Origin of the sequence: uncultured Ramlibacter sp. (assembly GCF_936925435.1) — a bacterium.
Lineage (GTDB): Bacteria > Pseudomonadota > Gammaproteobacteria > Burkholderiales > Burkholderiaceae_C > Ramlibacter.
Window position 1 is genome coordinate 201509 of record NZ_CAKZHQ010000003.1, and the last position, 16019, is coordinate 217527.

18 protein-coding genes are annotated in these 16019 nt (G+C 69.4%); 8 read left to right on the forward strand and 10 right to left on the reverse strand.

All coding sequences use genetic code 11. The features are described from left to right. Nucleotides 1–61 precede the first annotated feature (61 nt). The 10 genes from Q0632_RS03210 to Q0632_RS03255 form a co-directional block, all read right to left on the reverse strand. Nucleotides 62–658, reverse strand: a complete 597-nt coding sequence (locus Q0632_RS03210) for a hemerythrin domain-containing protein (protein ID WP_298924269.1) — start codon at nt 656–658, stop codon at nt 62–64. Nucleotides 659–673: 15 nt separating this feature from the next. After that, nucleotides 674–928, reverse strand: a complete 255-nt coding sequence (locus Q0632_RS03215; protein ID WP_298924271.1) for a hypothetical protein — start codon at nt 926–928, stop codon at nt 674–676. 2 nt (nt 929–930) lie between these two features. Then, nucleotides 931–1176: a nitrogen fixation protein FixH gene (locus Q0632_RS03220; protein WP_298924273.1), complete on the reverse strand. Its 246-nt coding sequence runs from the start codon at nt 1174–1176 to the stop codon at nt 931–933. A gap of 11 nt (nt 1177–1187) precedes the next feature. Then, nucleotides 1188–2594 (reverse strand): cytochrome c oxidase accessory protein CcoG, encoded by a 1407-nt coding sequence (gene ccoG / locus Q0632_RS03225; RefSeq protein WP_298924274.1) that lies wholly within the window; start codon nt 2592–2594, stop codon nt 1188–1190. Nucleotides 2595–2617: 23 nt separating this feature from the next. Beyond that, nucleotides 2618–3535, reverse strand: coding sequence for a cytochrome-c oxidase, cbb3-type subunit III (gene ccoP / locus Q0632_RS03230; RefSeq protein ID WP_298924277.1), 918 nt, complete (start codon nt 3533–3535; stop codon nt 2618–2620). Nucleotides 3536–3545: 10 nt separating this feature from the next. Next, nucleotides 3546–3683 (reverse strand): CcoQ/FixQ family Cbb3-type cytochrome c oxidase assembly chaperone, encoded by a 138-nt coding sequence (locus tag Q0632_RS03235; protein ID WP_298924279.1) that lies wholly within the window; start codon nt 3681–3683, stop codon nt 3546–3548. 22 nt (nt 3684–3705) lie between these two features. Continuing rightward, a complete protein-coding gene (gene ccoO / locus Q0632_RS03240; RefSeq protein ID WP_298924281.1) occupies nt 3706–4338 on the reverse strand; it encodes a cytochrome-c oxidase, cbb3-type subunit II in 633 nt (210 codons plus the stop codon). A 13-nt stretch (nt 4339–4351) separates the two neighbouring features. Beyond that, complete coding sequence (ccoN, locus tag Q0632_RS03245) at nt 4352–5785, reverse strand: cytochrome-c oxidase, cbb3-type subunit I (RefSeq protein WP_298924284.1); 1434 nt, start codon at nt 5783–5785, stop codon at nt 4352–4354. A 64-nt stretch (nt 5786–5849) separates the two neighbouring features. Then, complete coding sequence (gene ccoS, locus Q0632_RS03250; RefSeq protein ID WP_298924285.1) at nt 5850–5987, reverse strand: cbb3-type cytochrome oxidase assembly protein CcoS; 138 nt, start codon at nt 5985–5987, stop codon at nt 5850–5852. 5 nt (nt 5988–5992) lie between these two features. Further along, nucleotides 5993–8278 carry a cation-translocating P-type ATPase gene (locus Q0632_RS03255; RefSeq protein ID WP_298924286.1) on the reverse strand — a complete coding sequence of 762 codons (2286 nt, stop codon included), beginning with the start codon at nt 8276–8278 and terminating at the stop codon, nt 5993–5995. A gap of 104 nt (nt 8279–8382) precedes the next feature. On the opposite strand from Q0632_RS03255, the gene Q0632_RS03260 reads away from it, so the two are divergent. From Q0632_RS03260 to Q0632_RS03295, 8 genes are all read left to right on the forward strand, one after another. Beyond that, a complete protein-coding gene (locus Q0632_RS03260) occupies nt 8383–8829 on the forward strand; it encodes a universal stress protein (protein ID WP_298924287.1) in 447 nt (148 codons plus the stop codon). Between the two features lie 26 nt (nt 8830–8855). After that, a complete protein-coding gene (locus Q0632_RS03265) occupies nt 8856–9278 on the forward strand; it encodes a universal stress protein (protein WP_298924289.1) in 423 nt (140 codons plus the stop codon). A 151-nt stretch (nt 9279–9429) separates the two neighbouring features. Continuing rightward, entirely contained in the window at nt 9430–10992 is a 1563-nt protein-coding gene (locus Q0632_RS03270; RefSeq protein ID WP_298924290.1) for a phosphatidylserine/phosphatidylglycerophosphate/cardiolipin synthase family protein, read from the forward strand. Nucleotides 10993–11083: 91 nt separating this feature from the next. Next, nucleotides 11084–11737 carry a hydrolase gene (locus Q0632_RS03275; RefSeq protein ID WP_298924293.1) on the forward strand — a complete coding sequence of 218 codons (654 nt, stop codon included), beginning with the start codon at nt 11084–11086 and terminating at the stop codon, nt 11735–11737. Then, nucleotides 11734–12015 (forward strand): DUF1427 family protein, encoded by a 282-nt coding sequence (locus Q0632_RS03280; protein ID WP_298924295.1) that lies wholly within the window; start codon nt 11734–11736, stop codon nt 12013–12015. Before Q0632_RS03275 ends, Q0632_RS03280 begins: the two co-directional genes overlap by 4 nt. A 2-nt stretch (nt 12016–12017) precedes the next feature. Continuing rightward, a complete protein-coding gene (locus Q0632_RS03285) occupies nt 12018–13610 on the forward strand; it encodes an MFS transporter (RefSeq protein WP_298924297.1) in 1593 nt (530 codons plus the stop codon). 91 nt (nt 13611–13701) lie between these two features. Continuing rightward, complete coding sequence (locus Q0632_RS03290; RefSeq protein ID WP_298924299.1) at nt 13702–15543, forward strand: amidohydrolase; 1842 nt, start codon at nt 13702–13704, stop codon at nt 15541–15543. 135 nt (nt 15544–15678) lie between these two features. After that, entirely contained in the window at nt 15679–16017 is a 339-nt protein-coding gene (locus Q0632_RS03295) for a hypothetical protein (RefSeq protein WP_298924301.1), read from the forward strand. Nucleotides 16018–16019: the final 2 nt, after the last annotated feature.

Consider the following 16019-nt stretch of genomic DNA (forward strand, 5'->3'; position numbering starts at 1 on the left):
CGCCTGCGTCAGCAGAGGGGAACCAATATAAACGAGCCCCTTGGGGCTGCAGGCTGGATGTCTACGCCGTGGCCGCCAGCGGCTCGCCCAGCCCGATCGGCGCCGGCGCCGCCATCACGATGCGGGTGAACAGCCTGTCGTAGCCGGCGGGACGTTCGCCGCTGGCCAGCGGGTCGCGGTCGCGGCGGAAGGCGGCATCGAGCTCCTCCCAGTCGCGCTCGGACAGCACCCGCTGCGCGGCCGGCAGGATCTGGGTTTCTTCCAGGCGCATGTGCTCCAGGTAGAAGCCCACATAGGCCTGCGCGGCCTCGCAGAACGCGGCACGCCGGGGCTCGCCCAGCAGTTCCCAGGCCAGCAGCATGTGCTGCAACTCGCGCACCTTGCCCTCGCCCTGCATGTGGTCCGACTCCAGCCGGCGGATGACGGGCATCAGGCCGGCATCGGCACGCGCGAGCTTGGGGAACAGCAGGTCGGATTCCTTGGGGTGGTGCAGCTTCTCGGGGAATTCATCGATGTAGAACAGCATGGCCCGCAGCACGTCGAAGAAGCGCTCCGGCGCGTGGTCCGGCCCGCGTTCGATCATCAGCAGCAGTGAACGCAGGACGGCTGCGACGGCGGAGTGCTCCTCGCAAATGGCCTGGATGGCGAAACGGCGCATGTCTGTTCCCGGAAATCAATCGTTGGAGGGGCGTGGCGGCGGCCGCGAAGGCGTGGCGTCCAGCCAGAGGGTCAGGCCGCAGGCGCCCAGGCTGATCAGCCAGAAGGCAAAGAAGGCCAGGGTGTAGACGCCCTGGCGCGACATCTGCGCCAGCGGGCCGAAGTCGCGCAGGTCCTGCGGGTCGACCACCGCAAACACCATCAGCTCCAGCACGCAGGCTGCCAGGAAGGCCGGCCAGGCCGCGCGCATCAGAAGGCTGCGCAGGTCCATGGCTAGCGCCCGGCCGGCGGCGTGGCCGCATGGTTGCGCCCCTGCAGCGCCGGCAGCAAGGACTTGTCGGCCTGTGCGCCCATGGACTGGGTGCCCACGCGCTGGGGCAGCACCGGGTCGGGGAAGCTGACCGCCAGCCAGACGGTGACGGCGCCGGCGAGCGCCACGCTGGCGGGCCCGGCGATCACCATCCAGACCAGGCCATGGCGCCACCAGGGCGCACCGGGAACTTCGGGGGCATCACTCATGTTGCTGTCTCCTAGCGGGGGACAAGAAAAACCGACTTCTCGCTGACATGGCCATCGCCCGCGATGCTGCCAACCTCGAAATGGATGGGGTGCGAACCCGGCGTGGCCGAGCCATAGGCGATCTGCAGGCGCACGGCCACCCAGCGCGACTCGGCGGGGCCGACCTCCACCTCGGGCTCGGAAGCCAGGACCAGGCCGTCCAGCCCCTGGGCGCTGATGCGGTAGCGCTGCGCCACCTCGGTGGCGTTCATCACCTGCAGGCGGTAGACGTTCTCCAGCTTGCCGCCGGCCACGATGCGCGAGAGCGCGGCGCGGTCGCGCACCACGTCCACCTTCAGCGGCTCGCGCGCCACCAGGCTGGCCAGCAAGGCCGCGCACAGCAGCGCCAGGACCAGGCCGTAGACCAGAATCCGCGGGCGCAGCACGCGCCGCCAGGCCTGGGCCCGGGTCCAGCCGCCGGCCATGGCATTGGGCGTGGTGAAGCGGATCAGGCCGCGCGGGTAGTCCAGCTTGTCCATCACACCGTCGCAGACGTCGATGCAGGCGGCGCAGCCTATGCACTCGTACTGCAGGCCCTCGCGGATGTCGATGCCGGTGGGACAGACCTGCACGCACAGCGTGCAGTCCACGCAGGAGCCCAGCGCCAGCGCGGACAGGTCGGCGCCGCGGGCGCGCGGGCCGCGCGGCTCGCCGCGCCGCTCGTCGTAGCTCACCACCAGGGTGTCCTTGTCGAACATGGCGCTCTGGAAGCGCGCATAGGGGCACATGTACTTGCAGACCTGCTCGCGCAGGAAGCCGGCGTTGCCATAGGTCGCCAGGGCATAGAAGAACACCCAGAAGATCTCCCACGAGCCCATGCGGGTCTGCAGGAATTCCATGCCCAGCTCGTGGATGGGCGTGAAGTAGCCCACGAAGGTAAAGCCCGTCCACATCGCCACACCGATCCAGAGCAGGTGTTTGAACCACTTCTTGACCAGCTTTTCCAGCGACATGGAGCCGCCGTCGAGCTTCATGCGGGCAGTGCGCTCGCCCTCCACCTTGCGTTCGATCCACAGGAAGATCTCGGTGTAGACCGTCTGCGGGCAGGAAAAGCCGCACCACAGGCGGCCGGCCAGCGCCGTGAACAGAAACAGCGACAGCGCGCTGACCACCAGCAGGCCGGTCAGGTAGATGAAGTCCTGCGGATACAGCACCCAGCCGAAGATGTAGAAGCGGCGCGCGCCCAGGTCGAACAGCACGGCCTGGCGCTGGCCCCATTCCAGCCAGGGCAGACCATAAAAGACCAGCTGGGTCAGCGCGACGAAGATCCAGCGCCAATTGGCAAAACGGCCCGACGCCTGCCTCGGGTACAGCTTGCGCTGGGCCTCGTACAGCGAACCATCCTGCGGGGCGGGGGCGATGGGGATGGTCTTGCGCATGGCGGGGACGCCCGGCGGCCGGCTCAGGGCCGGCGCTGGGCGGTCTTGTTCGACAGGCCCCACACGTAGGAGGCCAGCACCTGGATCTGGGCCTCGCTGAGCCTGCCGGTCTGGGCCGGCATCTCGCTGCTCTTGCCGTTGTTGACGATGGCGACGATGGCCTGCTCGCCCCAGCCGTGCAGCCAGGTGTCGTCGGCCAGGTTGGGCGCGCCCACGGCCTGGTTGCCCTTGCCGTCGACGCCATGGCAGGCGGCGCAGGCGGTGAATTTGGACTTGCCCATCTGCGCGCGCAGCGAATCGTGCGGGCTGGCCGACAGGCTCAGCACATAGTGCGCGACGTTGCGCACATCGTCGGACGAACCCACGGCCGCGGCCATCGGCGGCATGGCGCCATGCCGTCCCTGGGTGATGGTCTCGGCGATCTTGGCCGGCGTGCCGCCGTACAGCCAGTCGCTGTCGGTCAGGTTGGGAAAGCCCTTGCTGCCGCGCGCGTCCGAGCCGTGGCACTGGGCGCAGTTGTTCATGAACAGGCGCTCGCCGATGCCCATGGCCTCGGCGTCGGCGGCCAGCGCTTCGGGCGTCTTGCCGGCAAAGCGGGCGTACAGGGGCGCGAGTTCGCGGCCGGCCTTGTCCACCTCCTCCTGGTACTCGGCGCGTGTGCTCCAGCCCAGGGTGCCGGCAAAGGTGCCCAGGCCGGGGAAGACCGCCAGGTAGCCCAGGCCGAACACGATGGTGATGACGAACAGCCACATCCACCAGCGCGGCATGGGGTTGTTCATCTCGCGCAGGTCCACGTCCCAGACATGGCCTGTGGTGTTGTCGCCGTCGGAACGGACTTTCTTGCGCGCCGTGATCCACAGCAGCAGCACGCAGGCCAGGATGCTGACCAAGGTCAGAACGGCCACATAGGCCGACCAGAAACCGTCGGTGAAATCGCTCATGGCTGTACTTTCACTCGCCGTCGAAGGGCAGCTGCGCCGCCTCTTCAAAGCGCGCGCTGTTGCGGCGGGAGAAGGCCCAGCAGGCGATGCCGATGAAGGTGGCGAAGCTCAGCAGGGTGGCCAAGATGCGCATGGTGGTGATGTCCATGGGAATGCTCCTCGCGTATGTGCTATTTCAGGGCCCGGCCCATGCCCTGCAGGTAGGCCACCAGGGCGTCCATCTCGGTCTTGCCCTTGACGTCCGCAGCGGCCTTGGCGATCTCGGCATCGGTGTAGGGCACGCCGACCGAGCGCAGCGCCTTCATGCGCGGCGCCATGCCCGCGGCATCCACCTGCGCGGTGTCCAGCCAGACATAGGCCGGCATGTTGGACTCGGGCACGACGTCGCGCGGATTGAGCAGGTGGACGCGGTGCCATTCGTCGCTGTACTTGCCGCCCACGCGGTGCAGGTCGGGGCCGGTGCGCTTGCTGCCCCACTGGAAGGGGTGGTCGTAGATGAATTCGCCGGCCACCGAGTAGTGGCCGTAGCGCAGGGTCTCGGCGCGGAACGGCCGGATCATCTGCGAATGGCAGTTGTAGCAGCCCTCGCGCAGATAGACGTCGCGGCCGGCCAGCTGCAGCGCCGTGTAGGGCACCACGCCGGGCAGCGGCTGGGTGGTCGAGCGCTGGAAGAACAGCGGCACGATCTCGACGGCGCCGCCGATGGCGATCACCAGCAGGATCAGCACGATCATCAGGAAGTTGTTGGTCTCGACCTTCTCATGCGAGAAGCCGGTGGACGCGGGAGTGTGTTTGTCGCTCATGGTGTGGGCTCCTTCAGGCGGCCTGCGGGTGCGGCACGGCGACTTGCACGGAATGGCCCCGGCTGACCGTCATCCATGTGTTCCAGGCCATCACCAGCATGCCCCCCAGGTACAGCAGGCCACCGGCCAGCCGCACCACGTAGAAGGGATAGGTCGCCTTGACGCCTTCGACAAAGGTGTAGGTGAGCGTGCCGTCGGCGTTGACGGCGCGCCACATCAGCCCCTGCATCACGCCGGCGATCCACATGGCGGCGATGTACAGGACGATGCCGATGGTGGACACCCAGAAGTGCAGCTCGATGGCCGGCACCGAGTACATCTTCTTCTGGCCGAACAGGCGCGGGATCATGTAGTAAAGCGTGCCCATGGTGATCAGCCCGACCCAGCCCAGAGCGCCGGCATGCACGTGGCCCACGGTCCAGTCGGTGTAGTGGGACAGGGCGTTGACCGTCTTGATGGACATCAGCGGACCCTCCAGGGTCGCCATGCCGTAGAACGACAGCGCGACGATCAGGAAGCGCAGGATCGGGTCGTCGCGCAGCTTGTGCCAGGCGCCCGACAGCGTCATCACGCCGTTGATCATGCCGCCCCAGCTGGGCGCCAGCAGGATCAGCGAGAAGACCATGCCGATCGACTGGGTCCAGTCCGGCAGCGCGGTGTAGTGCAGGTGGTGCGGGCCGGCCCACATGTAGGTGAAGATCAGCGCCCAGAAGTGGACGATGGACAGCCGGTAGCTATAGACGGGCCGTTCGGCCTGCTTGGGAATGAAGTAATACATCATCCCCAGGAAGCCGGCGGTCAGGAAGAAGCCGACCGCGTTGTGGCCGTACCACCACTGGACCATCGCGTCCTGCACGCCGGCGTAGGCCGAGTAGCTCTTCATCCAGCCGGCCGGAACTTCCGCGCTATTGACCAGGTGCAGGATGGCGACGGCCAGGATGAAGGAGCCGTAGAACCAGTTGGCCACGTAGATGTGGCGCACCCGGCGCTTGCCGATGGTTCCGAAGAAGACCACCGCATAGGCCACCCAGACCAGGGTGATCAGGATGTCGATCGGCCACTCGAGCTCGGCGTACTCCTTGCCCGTGGTGTAGCCCATGGGCAGGCTGATGGCCGCGGCCAGGATCACCGCCTGCCAGCCCCAGAAGACAAAGGAGGCCAGCTTGGGCATGAACAGCGGCACGTGGCAGGTGCGCTGCACCACGTAGAAGCTGCTGGCCATCAGGGCGCAGCCGCCGAAGGCAAAGATCACGGCGTTGGTGTGCAGCGGGCGCAAGCGGCCATAACTGAGCCAGGACACGCCGAAATTGAGCTCCGGCCAGGCCAGCTGGGCGGCGATGAACACCCCCACCGCCATGCCGACCACCCCCCAGACCACCGCCATCAGGGAAAGCTGCCGCACGGCGGTGTCGTCGTATTGGGCGGGAGAGTGCAATGGGTCGTTCATGGTTCACCTGTGATCGGTTTGAAGCCAGTGTCCGGCTGGCACCAGGGTCAGACTTTGATGCATGTCAATCGGAATGCAAAATCCGCTCGCCCTCGGCCTCGAGTGCGTCAAATTGGCCACGCCACACGGCCCAGGCCAGCGCGCCGACGATGAGCAAGGCCAGCACGACCGACAGCGGGATCAGCAGAAACAGGATGTCCATGGCGCTCAGCCTTCTTTCAGGCGGGCCAGCCGCGCCGAGTTCGCCACCACCAGCAGCGAGCTGGCCGCCATGCCCAGGCCGGCCAGCCAGGGCGGCATCGCCCCGATCAGGGCCAGCGGTACGCAGACCGCGTTGTACAGGCCGGCCCAGGCCAGGTTCTGCCGCACCACCGCGCGGGTGCGGCGCGCCTGGCGCAGCAGGGCCGGCACCAGGGCCAGCTGGTTGCCCTGCACCACCACATCGCAACGCAGCTGGGCCAGCGGCACGGCGCTGCCCATGGCGATCGACAGATCGGCACAGGCCAGCACCGGGCCGTCGTTCAGGCCGTCCCCCACCATGGCGACACGCCGGCCGCGCGCCTGCAATCCGCGCAGGTGCTCCAGCTTGGCCTCGGGCGACTGCGCGCCGTCGGCCTGGGCAATGCCGGCGCGCTGCGCCAGTTGCGCCACGGGCAGTTGCCGGTCACCGGAGAGCATCTGCACATCCACGCCCTGGCCGCGCAACGCCGCCACCGCCGCCTGCGCATCGAAGCGCAGCGCCTCGTCCAGGCTGAAGCTGGCCAGCCAGCCCTGGCCGTCGGCCAGGTGGACCTGCGAAGCGCCGCTGTCCGGGGCGCCGCAGAAAGCTGCCGAACCCAGCCGCAGCGCCTGGACGCTGCCATCGGGCCCATGCACTCTGCCCTGCACGCCCTGGCCAGGCACTTCCGTCACGTCTTGCGCCGGCCACGCGCCCGGGCCGGCGAGGCTGGCGACGGCCCTGGCAGCCGGGTGCAGGGACTGCGCGGCCAGGCCGCCAGCCAGCGCCAGCACGCCGGCGCTCTCGCTGCCCGCACGCCAGGCCTGCAACTGCGCCTGCTGCCGGTCCTCGGTCAGGGTGCCGGTCTTGTCGAACACCACCGTGTCGATGCAGGCGCCACGCTCGAACGCATCGAGCCGGCGCACCAGCACGCCGCGGCGCGCCAGCGCAGCCGCGGCCGCCAGGCTGGCCGCCGGCGTCGCCAGCGACAAGGCGCAGGGACAGGTGACGATCAGCACCGCCACCGCCACACCGATGGCCTGGGCCGGGCCCTGCGGCCACCACCAGAGCGCGGCGGCCGCAGCCGCCACCAAGACCAGCAGCAGGAAGGGGCCGGCGATCCGGTCGGCGGCACGGGCCAGGCGCGGCTTGTGGCCGGCCGCCTCTTCCATCAGCTGGGCGATGGCGGCAAAGCGCGTGTCCGCGCCAATGCGCTCCACCCGCAGCTGCAGGCTGCCGTTGAGGCAGTGACTGCCGGCGACCACGGCATCGCCGGCGCGGCGCAGCAGGGGACGCGATTCGCCGGTGAGCAGCGCCTCGTCGACGCGGCTCTCGCCGGCCAGCACGCGGCCGTCGGCCGGAATGACCTCGCCCGGCAGCACCCGCACCACGTCGCCGGCCACCAGCCGGCGCACCGCCACCCGCTCAAAGCTGCCGTCGGGGCGCTGGCGCTCCACCGTGGCCGGCAACTGGTGCAGCAGCGCCTCCAGCGCGCCGGTGCTGCGCGCGCGCAGGCGCTCCTCCAGCAGGCGGCCAGACAAGAGGAAGAAAACAAACATGGTGACCGAGTCGAACCAGACTTCGGCACCCAGCGGGCCGGCCGGCTCGAAGGTGGCGGCGGAGCTGGCGCCGAAGGCCACCACGATGCCCAGCGCCACCGGCACGTCCATGCCGATGCGGCCATGGCGCAGGTCGCGCCAGGCCGAGGTGAAAAAGGGCTGGCAGCAAAAGAGCACCACCGGCAGGGTCAGCACCCAGGAAGCCCAGCGCAGCAGCGCGATGTCCTGGGGCGTGATGTCGCCTGGCGTCGCCCAGTAGGCGGGCGCGGCGTACATCATGACCTGCATCATGCAAAAGCCAGCGACCAGCCAGCGCCACAACAGCATGCGCTGGCTGCGTTGGCGCACCTGCTGCGCGCGCAGGTCACCAGCGGGCAGCAGGCTGTAGCCGGCACGCTGCACGGCCTCGCACCACTGCGACGGCCGGCCCTGCGGCGCAGACCAGCGCAGCCGCACCGTGCCGCTGGCGCCATTGAGCTGGACCTGCTGCACGCCCGGCAGGCGCGCCAGTGCCGCCTCGACCGCCAGCACGCAGGTGCCGCAGCGCAGGCCGTTGACGCTCAGGTGCGACTCCCACAAGCCGTCGGGCAGCTGATGGCTGAAGACCTGCCACTCCTGCGGCGTGTCAAGCGCAGCCCAGGCCGCGGCGGTGGCCGCCCGGCTCTCAGGGTGGGGGGCAACACCGGCAGCACCTTCCATCAGGGTGGCAGCATCCATTCCCACAGCGTAGCACTGTCAAGGCCTCTTGCCTTGACGTGGATCAATGACGTCGGCCCCCAGCATGGCCAGACTGCAGCCTTTTCCAGCCTGGATCCAAAGCCATGTACCAAAGCATCCTCGTTGCCACCGACGGCTCGGACCTGTCGGACAAGGCCGTCTCGCACGCCATCGGCCTGGCCGCCGCCACCGGCGCCGCACTGCTGGCGCTCCATGTGGTGCCCGACTACCCCATGAGCTATTTCATCGAAGGCTCGGTCGCGATCGCCGCGGTCGACCTCGAGCGCATCGAGCGCAGCTGGACCGAACAGGGCCAGGCCACGGTCGACGCGATCTGCGCGGCCGCAGCCGCCAAGGGCGTGCAGGCGCGCGGCATCGTGCTGCGCGCCGACCGGGTCGGCGAGACCGTGGTGGCGACGGCGCGCAAGCACCAGTGCGACCTCATCGTCATGGCTTCGCATGGCCGCAAGGGCCTGCAGCGGGTGCTGCTGGGAAGCGAGACACAATACGTGCTCGCCCATGCGCAAGCGCCGGTGATGGTCCTGCGCTGAATTTTTTCAAACCCGAGGAGACATGAATGAAGATCCTGCTCGCCGCTGACGGTAGCAAGTACACGAAGAAGGCCCTGGCCTTCCTGGTCAACCAGGACAGCCTGAGCGGCCCCGACAACGAGGTCGTGGTCCTGCACGTCCAGCCCGTCATCCCGCCGCGCGTCAAGGGCATGGTCGGCGCGGCCGCGGTCAAGAGCTACCACGAGGAAGAAGCGGCCAAGGTGCTGGACCCGATCCGCAAGTTTCTCGACCGCAAGGGCATCAGCTACAAGGCCGAATGGCGCACCGGCAACAGCTCGGAGGAGATCCTGGCGGGCGCCAAGAAGGCCAAGGCCCACATGATCGTGATGGGCACGCACGGCCATGGCCTGCTCGGCCGCGCCGTCATGGGCAGCGTCGCCCAGCGCGTGATCGCCCAGTGCGACATCCCCGTGCTGCTGGTCAAGTAAACCCAGCTCCAGCGCCGTCTGCTGGACCTGAGCAGCTATTGAATCGATAGCGACCCTCTCCTTTGGGGGAGCGGCGCGCGCCCCTTCATGGGGAAGGCGCGTTGCCGCGTGCCGCGCACACTCTGGCGCAGCAACCCCAAAGGAGCCTCCCATGCCCACCGCTGCCTGGCTGCGCCGGGCGCTGGCCGTCCTGGTCCTGCTGCAACTGGCCGCCTGCGCCGGCCTGCCGTCGCGTGCGCCGGTCACGCCCAGCCAGGCGCTGGCGGCACCGCAGGGCACACCCTTGCGCAGCATCGCCGAGGCCAGCCGGCCGGCCAGCACGGCCGCGCAGGACTCGGGCTTTCGCCTGCTGCACGACGCAGGCCACGCCTTCGATGCCCGCATCGCCCTGGCCGACAACGCCAGCGTTTCGCTAGACGTGCAGTACTACGTTCTGGACAACGACGAGGTCGGCGGCCACTTCCTGCACGCGCTGCGTGACGCGGCCGCGCGCGGCGTGCGCGTGCGCCTGCTGATCGATGACCTGCATGCCGGTCCCAACATCGAACTGCTGTGCGCCATGGCGGCGCAGCCGGGCATCGAGGTGCGCCTGTTCAATCCGCTGCCTGCGCGCAGCGGTGGCGTGGCTTCGCGGCTGGTGCGCTCGCTGCACGAGTTCGGCCGCATCAACCACCGCATGCACAACAAGCTGCTGGTGGCCGACGGCGTGCTGTCGGTCTCGGGCGGGCGCAACATCGCGGCCGAGTACTTCATGCGCGCTTCGGCGACCAACTTCATCGACATGGACGTGCTCGCGGCCGGGCCGGTGGTGGGACAGCAGGCGGCTGCCTTCGACGCCTACTGGAACAGCCCCTACGCCTACCCGGTGCAGCAACTGGCGATCCTGGGCGGGGGCACCGAGCCGCAGCCGCGCAAGCCGCACTACAACGACGTCGACACCGTGCCGGCGGCGCAGGACATCTTCGGCCAGACCTCCCTGACCCAGCAACTGCAGGCCGGCGCCCTGGCCCTGACCTGGGCGCCGGTGCGGCTGTTCGCCGACGACCCCGACAAGATCAGCCGGCCCGACTTCGACAGCCGCTTTGCCGGCAGCGTCAGCCAGAGCGTGCTGGCCGCCATCCGTGCGGCGCGCACGCGGGTGTTCATCAGCTCGCCCTACTTCGTGCCGGGCGAGCCCGGCATGGAAGTGATGCGCGACGCCGCCGCGCGCGGCGTGCTGACCACCGTGGTGACCAACTCGCTGGGCGCCACCGACGAGCCCCTGGTCTATGCCCGCTATGCGCGCTACCGCGGCCAGATGCTGGACCTGGGCATCATGGTCTACGAGATGAGCCCGACCCTGTCACAACGCGCCGGCACGCTGGGCCGCTTTGGCCAGACCACCGGCCGCCTGCACTCCAAGCTGGCCGTCATCGACGGCCAGCGCGTCTACGTGGGCTCCATGAACCTGGACGGCCGCTCAGCCAGCCTGAACACCGAGGCAGGCCTGCTGATCGAGAGCACGCAGCTGGCCGGGCAGTTCAAATTCCTGCTGGACACCGACCGCTTCCGCAGCGCCTACTTGGTGCGCCGCGGCGCGGACGGCGGCACCGAGTGGGTGGAGCAGGCCGAGGACGGCCTGCAGACCAGCCACCTGGAGGAGCCCGACGGCGACTGGATGGTGGCCCTGCGCACCTGGCTGGCCTCGCTGTTCGTGCAGGAGGAGTGGCTCTAGGGCAGAGGACGACCCTGGCCAAAGGGTAGATGAACTGCGGCGCCGGCGGCGCCAGACTCGGGTTCCCGCAACCCCATTCCAAGGATCTGCCATGGCCCTGACCGCCACCACCACGCCCGCAGCCGGCCTGCTCACGCCGGCCAACCACGCCTTGCTGATGATCGACTTCCAGTCGCAGATGGCTTTCGCCACCAAGTCCATCGACGTCGTCCAGCTGCGCACCAACGCCGCCCTCGTCGCCCATGCGGCGGCCGGTTTCAAGGTGCCCACCATTCTGACCACGGTGGCCGAGAAGAGTTTTTCCGGCCCCATGTTCGACGAAGTCACGGCCGCCTTCCCCGGCCAGGAGATGCTGGACCGCACCTCGATGAACTGCTGGGAGGACAGCGCCGTCATCAACACCGTCAATGCCATTGGAAAACCGCGCGTCGTGCTGTCCGGCCTGTGGACCTCGGTGTGCATCGTCGGCCCGGTGCTGTCGGCGCTGGAACAGGGCTACGAGGTCTACGTCATCACCGACGCCTGCGGCGATGTCTCGGCCGAAGCCCATGAGCGCGCCATCACGCGCATGGTGCAGGCCGGCGCCGTCCCCATGACGGCGCTGCAGTACCTGCTGGAGCTGCAGCGCGACTGGGCGCGCGGCGAGACCTATGGTCTGACCACCGGCATCGCGGCACGCCTGGGCGGTGCCTACGGCCTGGGCATCATCTACGCCGGCACCATGTTCGGCGGCCACGAGGGATGAAAGCCTACCTCGTGACCCTGGCGCTGGGCCTGCTGGTGGGCGCCATCTACGGCGCCTTCCAGGTGCGCTCGCCGGCGCCGCCGGTGATCGCCCTGGTCGGCCTGCTGGGCATCCTGCTGGGCGAGCAGATCCCGCCGCTGCTGCGCCAGGCCCTGGCCAGGGAGTCCACCGCCGTCTCCTGGCTGGCCCACCAGGTCAAGCCCCACATGTTCGGCGCCCTGCCCTGCGCCACGCCGCCGGCCGGCAAGCCGGCCAGGCCCAGCTCGCGCCAGGCCTGAGGATGGCCGATGGCAAGGCGTCGCAAACGGGCTTCGCGCCGCTGCGCCAGCCGGCGTTCGCCGTGCTCTGGCTGGCAGCCATCGTCGGCAACGTCGGCAGCTTCATGCGCGACGTCGCCAGCGCCTGGACCATCACCGAGCTCTCGCCTACGCCGGCCGCCGTCGCACTGATCCAGGCGGCCGCGACGCTGCCGATCTTCCTGCTGGCCATCCCCGCCGGCGTGCTGGCCGACACCATCGACCGGCGACGCCTGCTGATCGCCATCCAGCTCCTGCTCGGCGCCGTCAGCGCCACCCTGATGCTGCTGGCGCAGCAGTCGGCGCTGACCCTGCCCTGGCTGGTCGGGCTCACCTTCCTGGGCGGCGCAGGCGCCGCGTTGATGGGACCTGCCTGGCAGTCCATCGTGCCCGAGCTTGTGGACCGTGCCAGCCTGCGCAGCGCGGTGGCCTTGAACTCGTTGGGCATCAACGTCGCGCGTGCCATCGGCCCGGCGCTGGGCGGCCTGGTGCTGGGCCTGGCCGGCGCGGCCCTGACCTATGGCGCCGACGTGCTGACCTACGTCGCGGTGGTCGCTGCCCTGCTGTGGTGGAAGCGGCCGCCAGCCGCGTCCGCAGCCGGCGGCGAACAGTTCTTCGGCGCCTTGCGCGCTGGTTACCGTTTCACGCGGGCCAGCCCGCAGCTGCACCAGTTGCTGGGACGCAGCGCCGTCTTCTTCGTCTTTGCCAGCGCCGTCTGGGCCCTGCTGCCCCTGGTCGCGCGCCAGATGCTGCACGGCACACCGGGCTTCTACGGCCTGTTGCTGGGCGCCATCGGCATGGGCGCCATCGTGGGCGCTGTCGCCCTGCCCCGACTGCGCGTCCTGCTGGGCGCAGACGGCCTGGTGTTGCTCGCGGCGGGCCTGGTGGCCGCCGCCATGGCGGGCCTGGCCTTCGCACCACCGCAGTGGCTGGCCCTGGCCCTGATGCTGCTGATGGGCGCCGGCTGGATCATCGCGCTGACGACGTTCAACGGCGCCACCCAGTCCATCCTGCCCGACTGGGTGCGCGGCCGCGCGCTCGCCGTCTACCTCACGGTCTTCAACGGCGCCATGACGGCTGGCAGTCTGGCCTGGGGCGCCGTGGCGCAGGGCCTGGGTATCCCGGCCACGCTGGCGCTTGCCGCAGTGGGCCTGGCCGGCGCCGCTGCGTGGGCAAAGCGCACGCCGCTGCCCGCGGGCGAGGACGACCTCACGCCGTCCGGGCATTGGCCGCAGCCGCCCCTTGCGCACGGCACGGCGGGCGGCCTTGGCCCGGTGCTGGTCCAGATCGACTACCAGGTGCAGGCCGGACAGCGGCCGCAGTTCATCCAGACCATGCAGGCCCTGGCACGCATGCGGCGCCAGGGCGGCGCATCCACCTGGGGCCTGGCGCAGGACGCTCAGCAGCCTGGCACCCTGGTCGAATGGTTTGTGCTGGAATCCTGGGAGGAGCACCTGCGCCAGCACCAACGCGTCTCGCACGCCGACGCGCAGCTGCAGCACGAGGTGCTGCGCTGGCACACAGGCACGGAGCCGCCACGCGTGCGCCACCTGCTGCCGGCGCAGGACGCAGGCTGAACAGTGCCGGGGTTCTCCAATGCCACCTGGCCTGAAGCGCGCTCCCTCTTTCGGGCGAGGCTGGCGCGCAGCGGCACGGCAAGATAGCAACATGACACAAACAGCCGACATCGTCTTCTTCAACGGCCGCATCACCACACTGGACCCGGCCCAGCCCGAGGTCGAGGCCATCGCGGTGAAAGACGGCCTGGTGCAGGCCGTGGGCACACCAGCCCAACTGGCCCGGCTGCAAGGCCCGGCCACACGGCGCATCGACCTGCAGGGCCGGCGCGTGGTGCCCGGCCTGAACGACAGCCACACCCACCTGATCCGCGCCGGCCTGAACTACAACATGGAGCTGCGCTGGGACGGCGTGCCCAGCCTGACCGACGCCATGGCCATGCTGCGCGAGCAGGTGCAGCGCACGCCGGCGCCGCAGTGGGTGCGTGTGGTGGGCGGCTTTGCCGAGTTCCAGTTTGCCGAAAAGCGCCTGCCGACACTGGCCGAGATCAATGCCGCCGCGCCCGAGACGCCGGTCTTCATCCTGCACCTGTACGACCGCGCCCTGCTCAATGGCGCCGCTCTGCGCGCCTGCGGCTACACCCGCGACACGCCCAACCCGCCGGGCGGCGAGATCGTGCGCGACAGCCGCGGCGAACCCAGCGGCCTGCTGCTGGCGCGGCCCAACGCCAGCATCCTCTATGCGACGCTGGCCAAGGGCCCCAAGCTCTCGCCCGAAGACCAGGAGAACTCCACCCGCCTGTACATGCGCGAGCTCAACCGCCTGGGCATCACCTCGGTGATCGACGCAGGCGGCGGCTTCCAGAACTACCCCGACGACTACCAGATCGTGCAAAAGCTGGCGGCGGCCGGCGAGCTCACGCTGCGCATCGCCTACAACCTGTTCACCCAGAAGCCCAAGGCAGAGAAAGACGACTTCGTGCGCTGGGCCAAGCTGGTCAAGCCGGGCGACGGAGATGCCTTTCTGCGGCACAACGGCGCCGGCGAGATGCTGGTGTTCTCGGCGGCCGACTTCGAGGACTTCCGCGAGCCGCGGCCCGACCTGCCCGAGAGCATGGAGGACGAACTGCTGGAGGTGACTCGCACCCTGGCCGCCAACCGCTGGCCTTTCCGCATCCATGCCACCTACGACGAGTCCATCACCCGCATCCTCGATGTGTTCGAAAGGGTCCACGCCGAGATTCCCCTGACCGGCCTGCACTGGATCATCGACCACGCCGAGACCATCAGCGAACGCAACATCGAGCGCATCCGCGAGCTCGGCGGCGGCATCGCCGTGCAGCACCGCATGGCCTACCAGGGCGAGGCCTTCATCGAGCGCTACGGCGTGGCCGCCGCCCAGCGCACGCCGCCGGTGCGCAAGATGCTGGAGATGGGCGTGCCCGTCGGCATGGGCACGGACGCCACCCGCGTGGCCAGCTACAACCCCTGGGTCGGCCTGCACTGGCTGGTCACCGGCCAGACCGTGGGCGGCACACCGCTGTATCCGCAGCCCTGGCTGCTGGACCGCATGACGGCCCTGCGCCTGTACACCGAGGGCAGCGCCTGGTTCTCCACCGAGAACGGCCGCAAAGGCGCGCTCAAGCCCGGCCAGTACGCCGACTTCATCGCCTTGTCGGAGGATTATTTCCACATCCCCGAAGCGCGCATCAAGGCGCTGAGCGCCGTGCTCACCGTGGTCGGCGGCAAGCCCGTGCACGGTGACGGCGAATTCGGCCCACTGGCGCCGCCGCTGCCGCGGGCCAGCCCCGACTGGTCACCCGTGGGCCGCTACAAGCCTTTCTCGAACATGGCGGCCGCATCGTCGGCAGCCTGCTGTGCGGCCCCTTGCGGCGTGCACGGCCATCGCCACCTGTTCACGGCAACGGCGCCGGCACCGGCACGCGACGGCGATGCGTTCTGGGGCGCACTGGGCTGCGGCTGCGCCTTCTAGGGCCCGACTCCCTCCAAAGAGTGGGGCGTTTCCTGGCCTTGCGGCAGTTTCCGGTCTGTGCCGGCGCGGCGAACATGACCGGACCCGTCAGATTGGCTGACGGGCAAGACACCCCAAGCTGAAATGGACACTGCCATGAAAAAGACCACCCTGATCCTGTCGTTCGCGCTGGCCCAGTTGCTGGCCACCGCCGCCTTCGCCCAACCCGCCACGGCCGAAGCCGTGCCGCCGGGCACCAAGCTGCCCGCCCCCAAGGCCAAGGCCACCGCCGCCGAAAAGGCCGAGGGCAAGACCGCCCGCAAGAGCGAGGGCGCGGTTGCCGCCAAGGACGGCACGCCGGCCGAAGGCAACCCCGTGCCCGATGCCAAGGCCAAGGTCCCCAAGGACGAGAAGCAGGCCGCACGCGCCGCGCGCAAGACCGAGACCACCCGTGCCAACAAGGCCGGCGAGATCACCGCCAAGGGCGAGAAGTAAAT

What these genes read in the sequence shown, in the direction of transcription:
- Q0632_RS03210 (WP_298924269.1), bottom strand. Translation starts at nt 658, where the DNA reads ATGCGCCGTTTCGCCATCCAGGCCATTTGCGAGGAGCACTCCGCCGTC.
- Q0632_RS03215 (WP_298924271.1), bottom strand. Translation starts at nt 928, where the DNA reads ATGGACCTGCGCAGCCTTCTGATGCGCGCGGCCTGGCCGGCCTTCCTG.
- Q0632_RS03220 (WP_298924273.1), bottom strand. Translation starts at nt 1,176, where the DNA reads ATGAGTGATGCCCCCGAAGTTCCCGGTGCGCCCTGGTGGCGCCATGGC.
- ccoG (WP_298924274.1), bottom strand. Translation starts at nt 2,594, where the DNA reads ATGCGCAAGACCATCCCCATCGCCCCCGCCCCGCAGGATGGTTCGCTG.
- ccoP (WP_298924277.1), bottom strand. Translation starts at nt 3,535, where the DNA reads ATGAGCGATTTCACCGACGGTTTCTGGTCGGCCTATGTGGCCGTTCTG.
- Q0632_RS03235 (WP_298924279.1), bottom strand. Translation starts at nt 3,683, where the DNA reads ATGGACATCACCACCATGCGCATCTTGGCCACCCTGCTGAGCTTCGCC.
- ccoO (WP_298924281.1), bottom strand. Translation starts at nt 4,338, where the DNA reads ATGAGCGACAAACACACTCCCGCGTCCACCGGCTTCTCGCATGAGAAG.
- ccoN (WP_298924284.1), bottom strand. Translation starts at nt 5,785, where the DNA reads ATGAACGACCCATTGCACTCTCCCGCCCAATACGACGACACCGCCGTG.
- ccoS (WP_298924285.1), bottom strand. Translation starts at nt 5,987, where the DNA reads ATGGACATCCTGTTTCTGCTGATCCCGCTGTCGGTCGTGCTGGCCTTG.
- Q0632_RS03255 (WP_298924286.1), bottom strand. Translation starts at nt 8,278, where the DNA reads ATGGATGCTGCCACCCTGATGGAAGGTGCTGCCGGTGTTGCCCCCCAC.
- Q0632_RS03260 (WP_298924287.1), top strand. Translation starts at nt 8,383, where the DNA reads ATGTACCAAAGCATCCTCGTTGCCACCGACGGCTCGGACCTGTCGGAC.
- Q0632_RS03265 (WP_298924289.1), top strand. Translation starts at nt 8,856, where the DNA reads ATGAAGATCCTGCTCGCCGCTGACGGTAGCAAGTACACGAAGAAGGCC.
- Q0632_RS03270 (WP_298924290.1), top strand. Translation starts at nt 9,430, where the DNA reads ATGCCCACCGCTGCCTGGCTGCGCCGGGCGCTGGCCGTCCTGGTCCTG.
- Q0632_RS03275 (WP_298924293.1), top strand. Translation starts at nt 11,084, where the DNA reads ATGGCCCTGACCGCCACCACCACGCCCGCAGCCGGCCTGCTCACGCCG.
- Q0632_RS03280 (WP_298924295.1), top strand. Translation starts at nt 11,734, where the DNA reads ATGAAAGCCTACCTCGTGACCCTGGCGCTGGGCCTGCTGGTGGGCGCC.
- Q0632_RS03285 (WP_298924297.1), top strand. Translation starts at nt 12,018, where the DNA reads ATGGCCGATGGCAAGGCGTCGCAAACGGGCTTCGCGCCGCTGCGCCAG.
- Q0632_RS03290 (WP_298924299.1), top strand. Translation starts at nt 13,702, where the DNA reads ATGACACAAACAGCCGACATCGTCTTCTTCAACGGCCGCATCACCACA.
- Q0632_RS03295 (WP_298924301.1), top strand. Translation starts at nt 15,679, where the DNA reads ATGAAAAAGACCACCCTGATCCTGTCGTTCGCGCTGGCCCAGTTGCTG.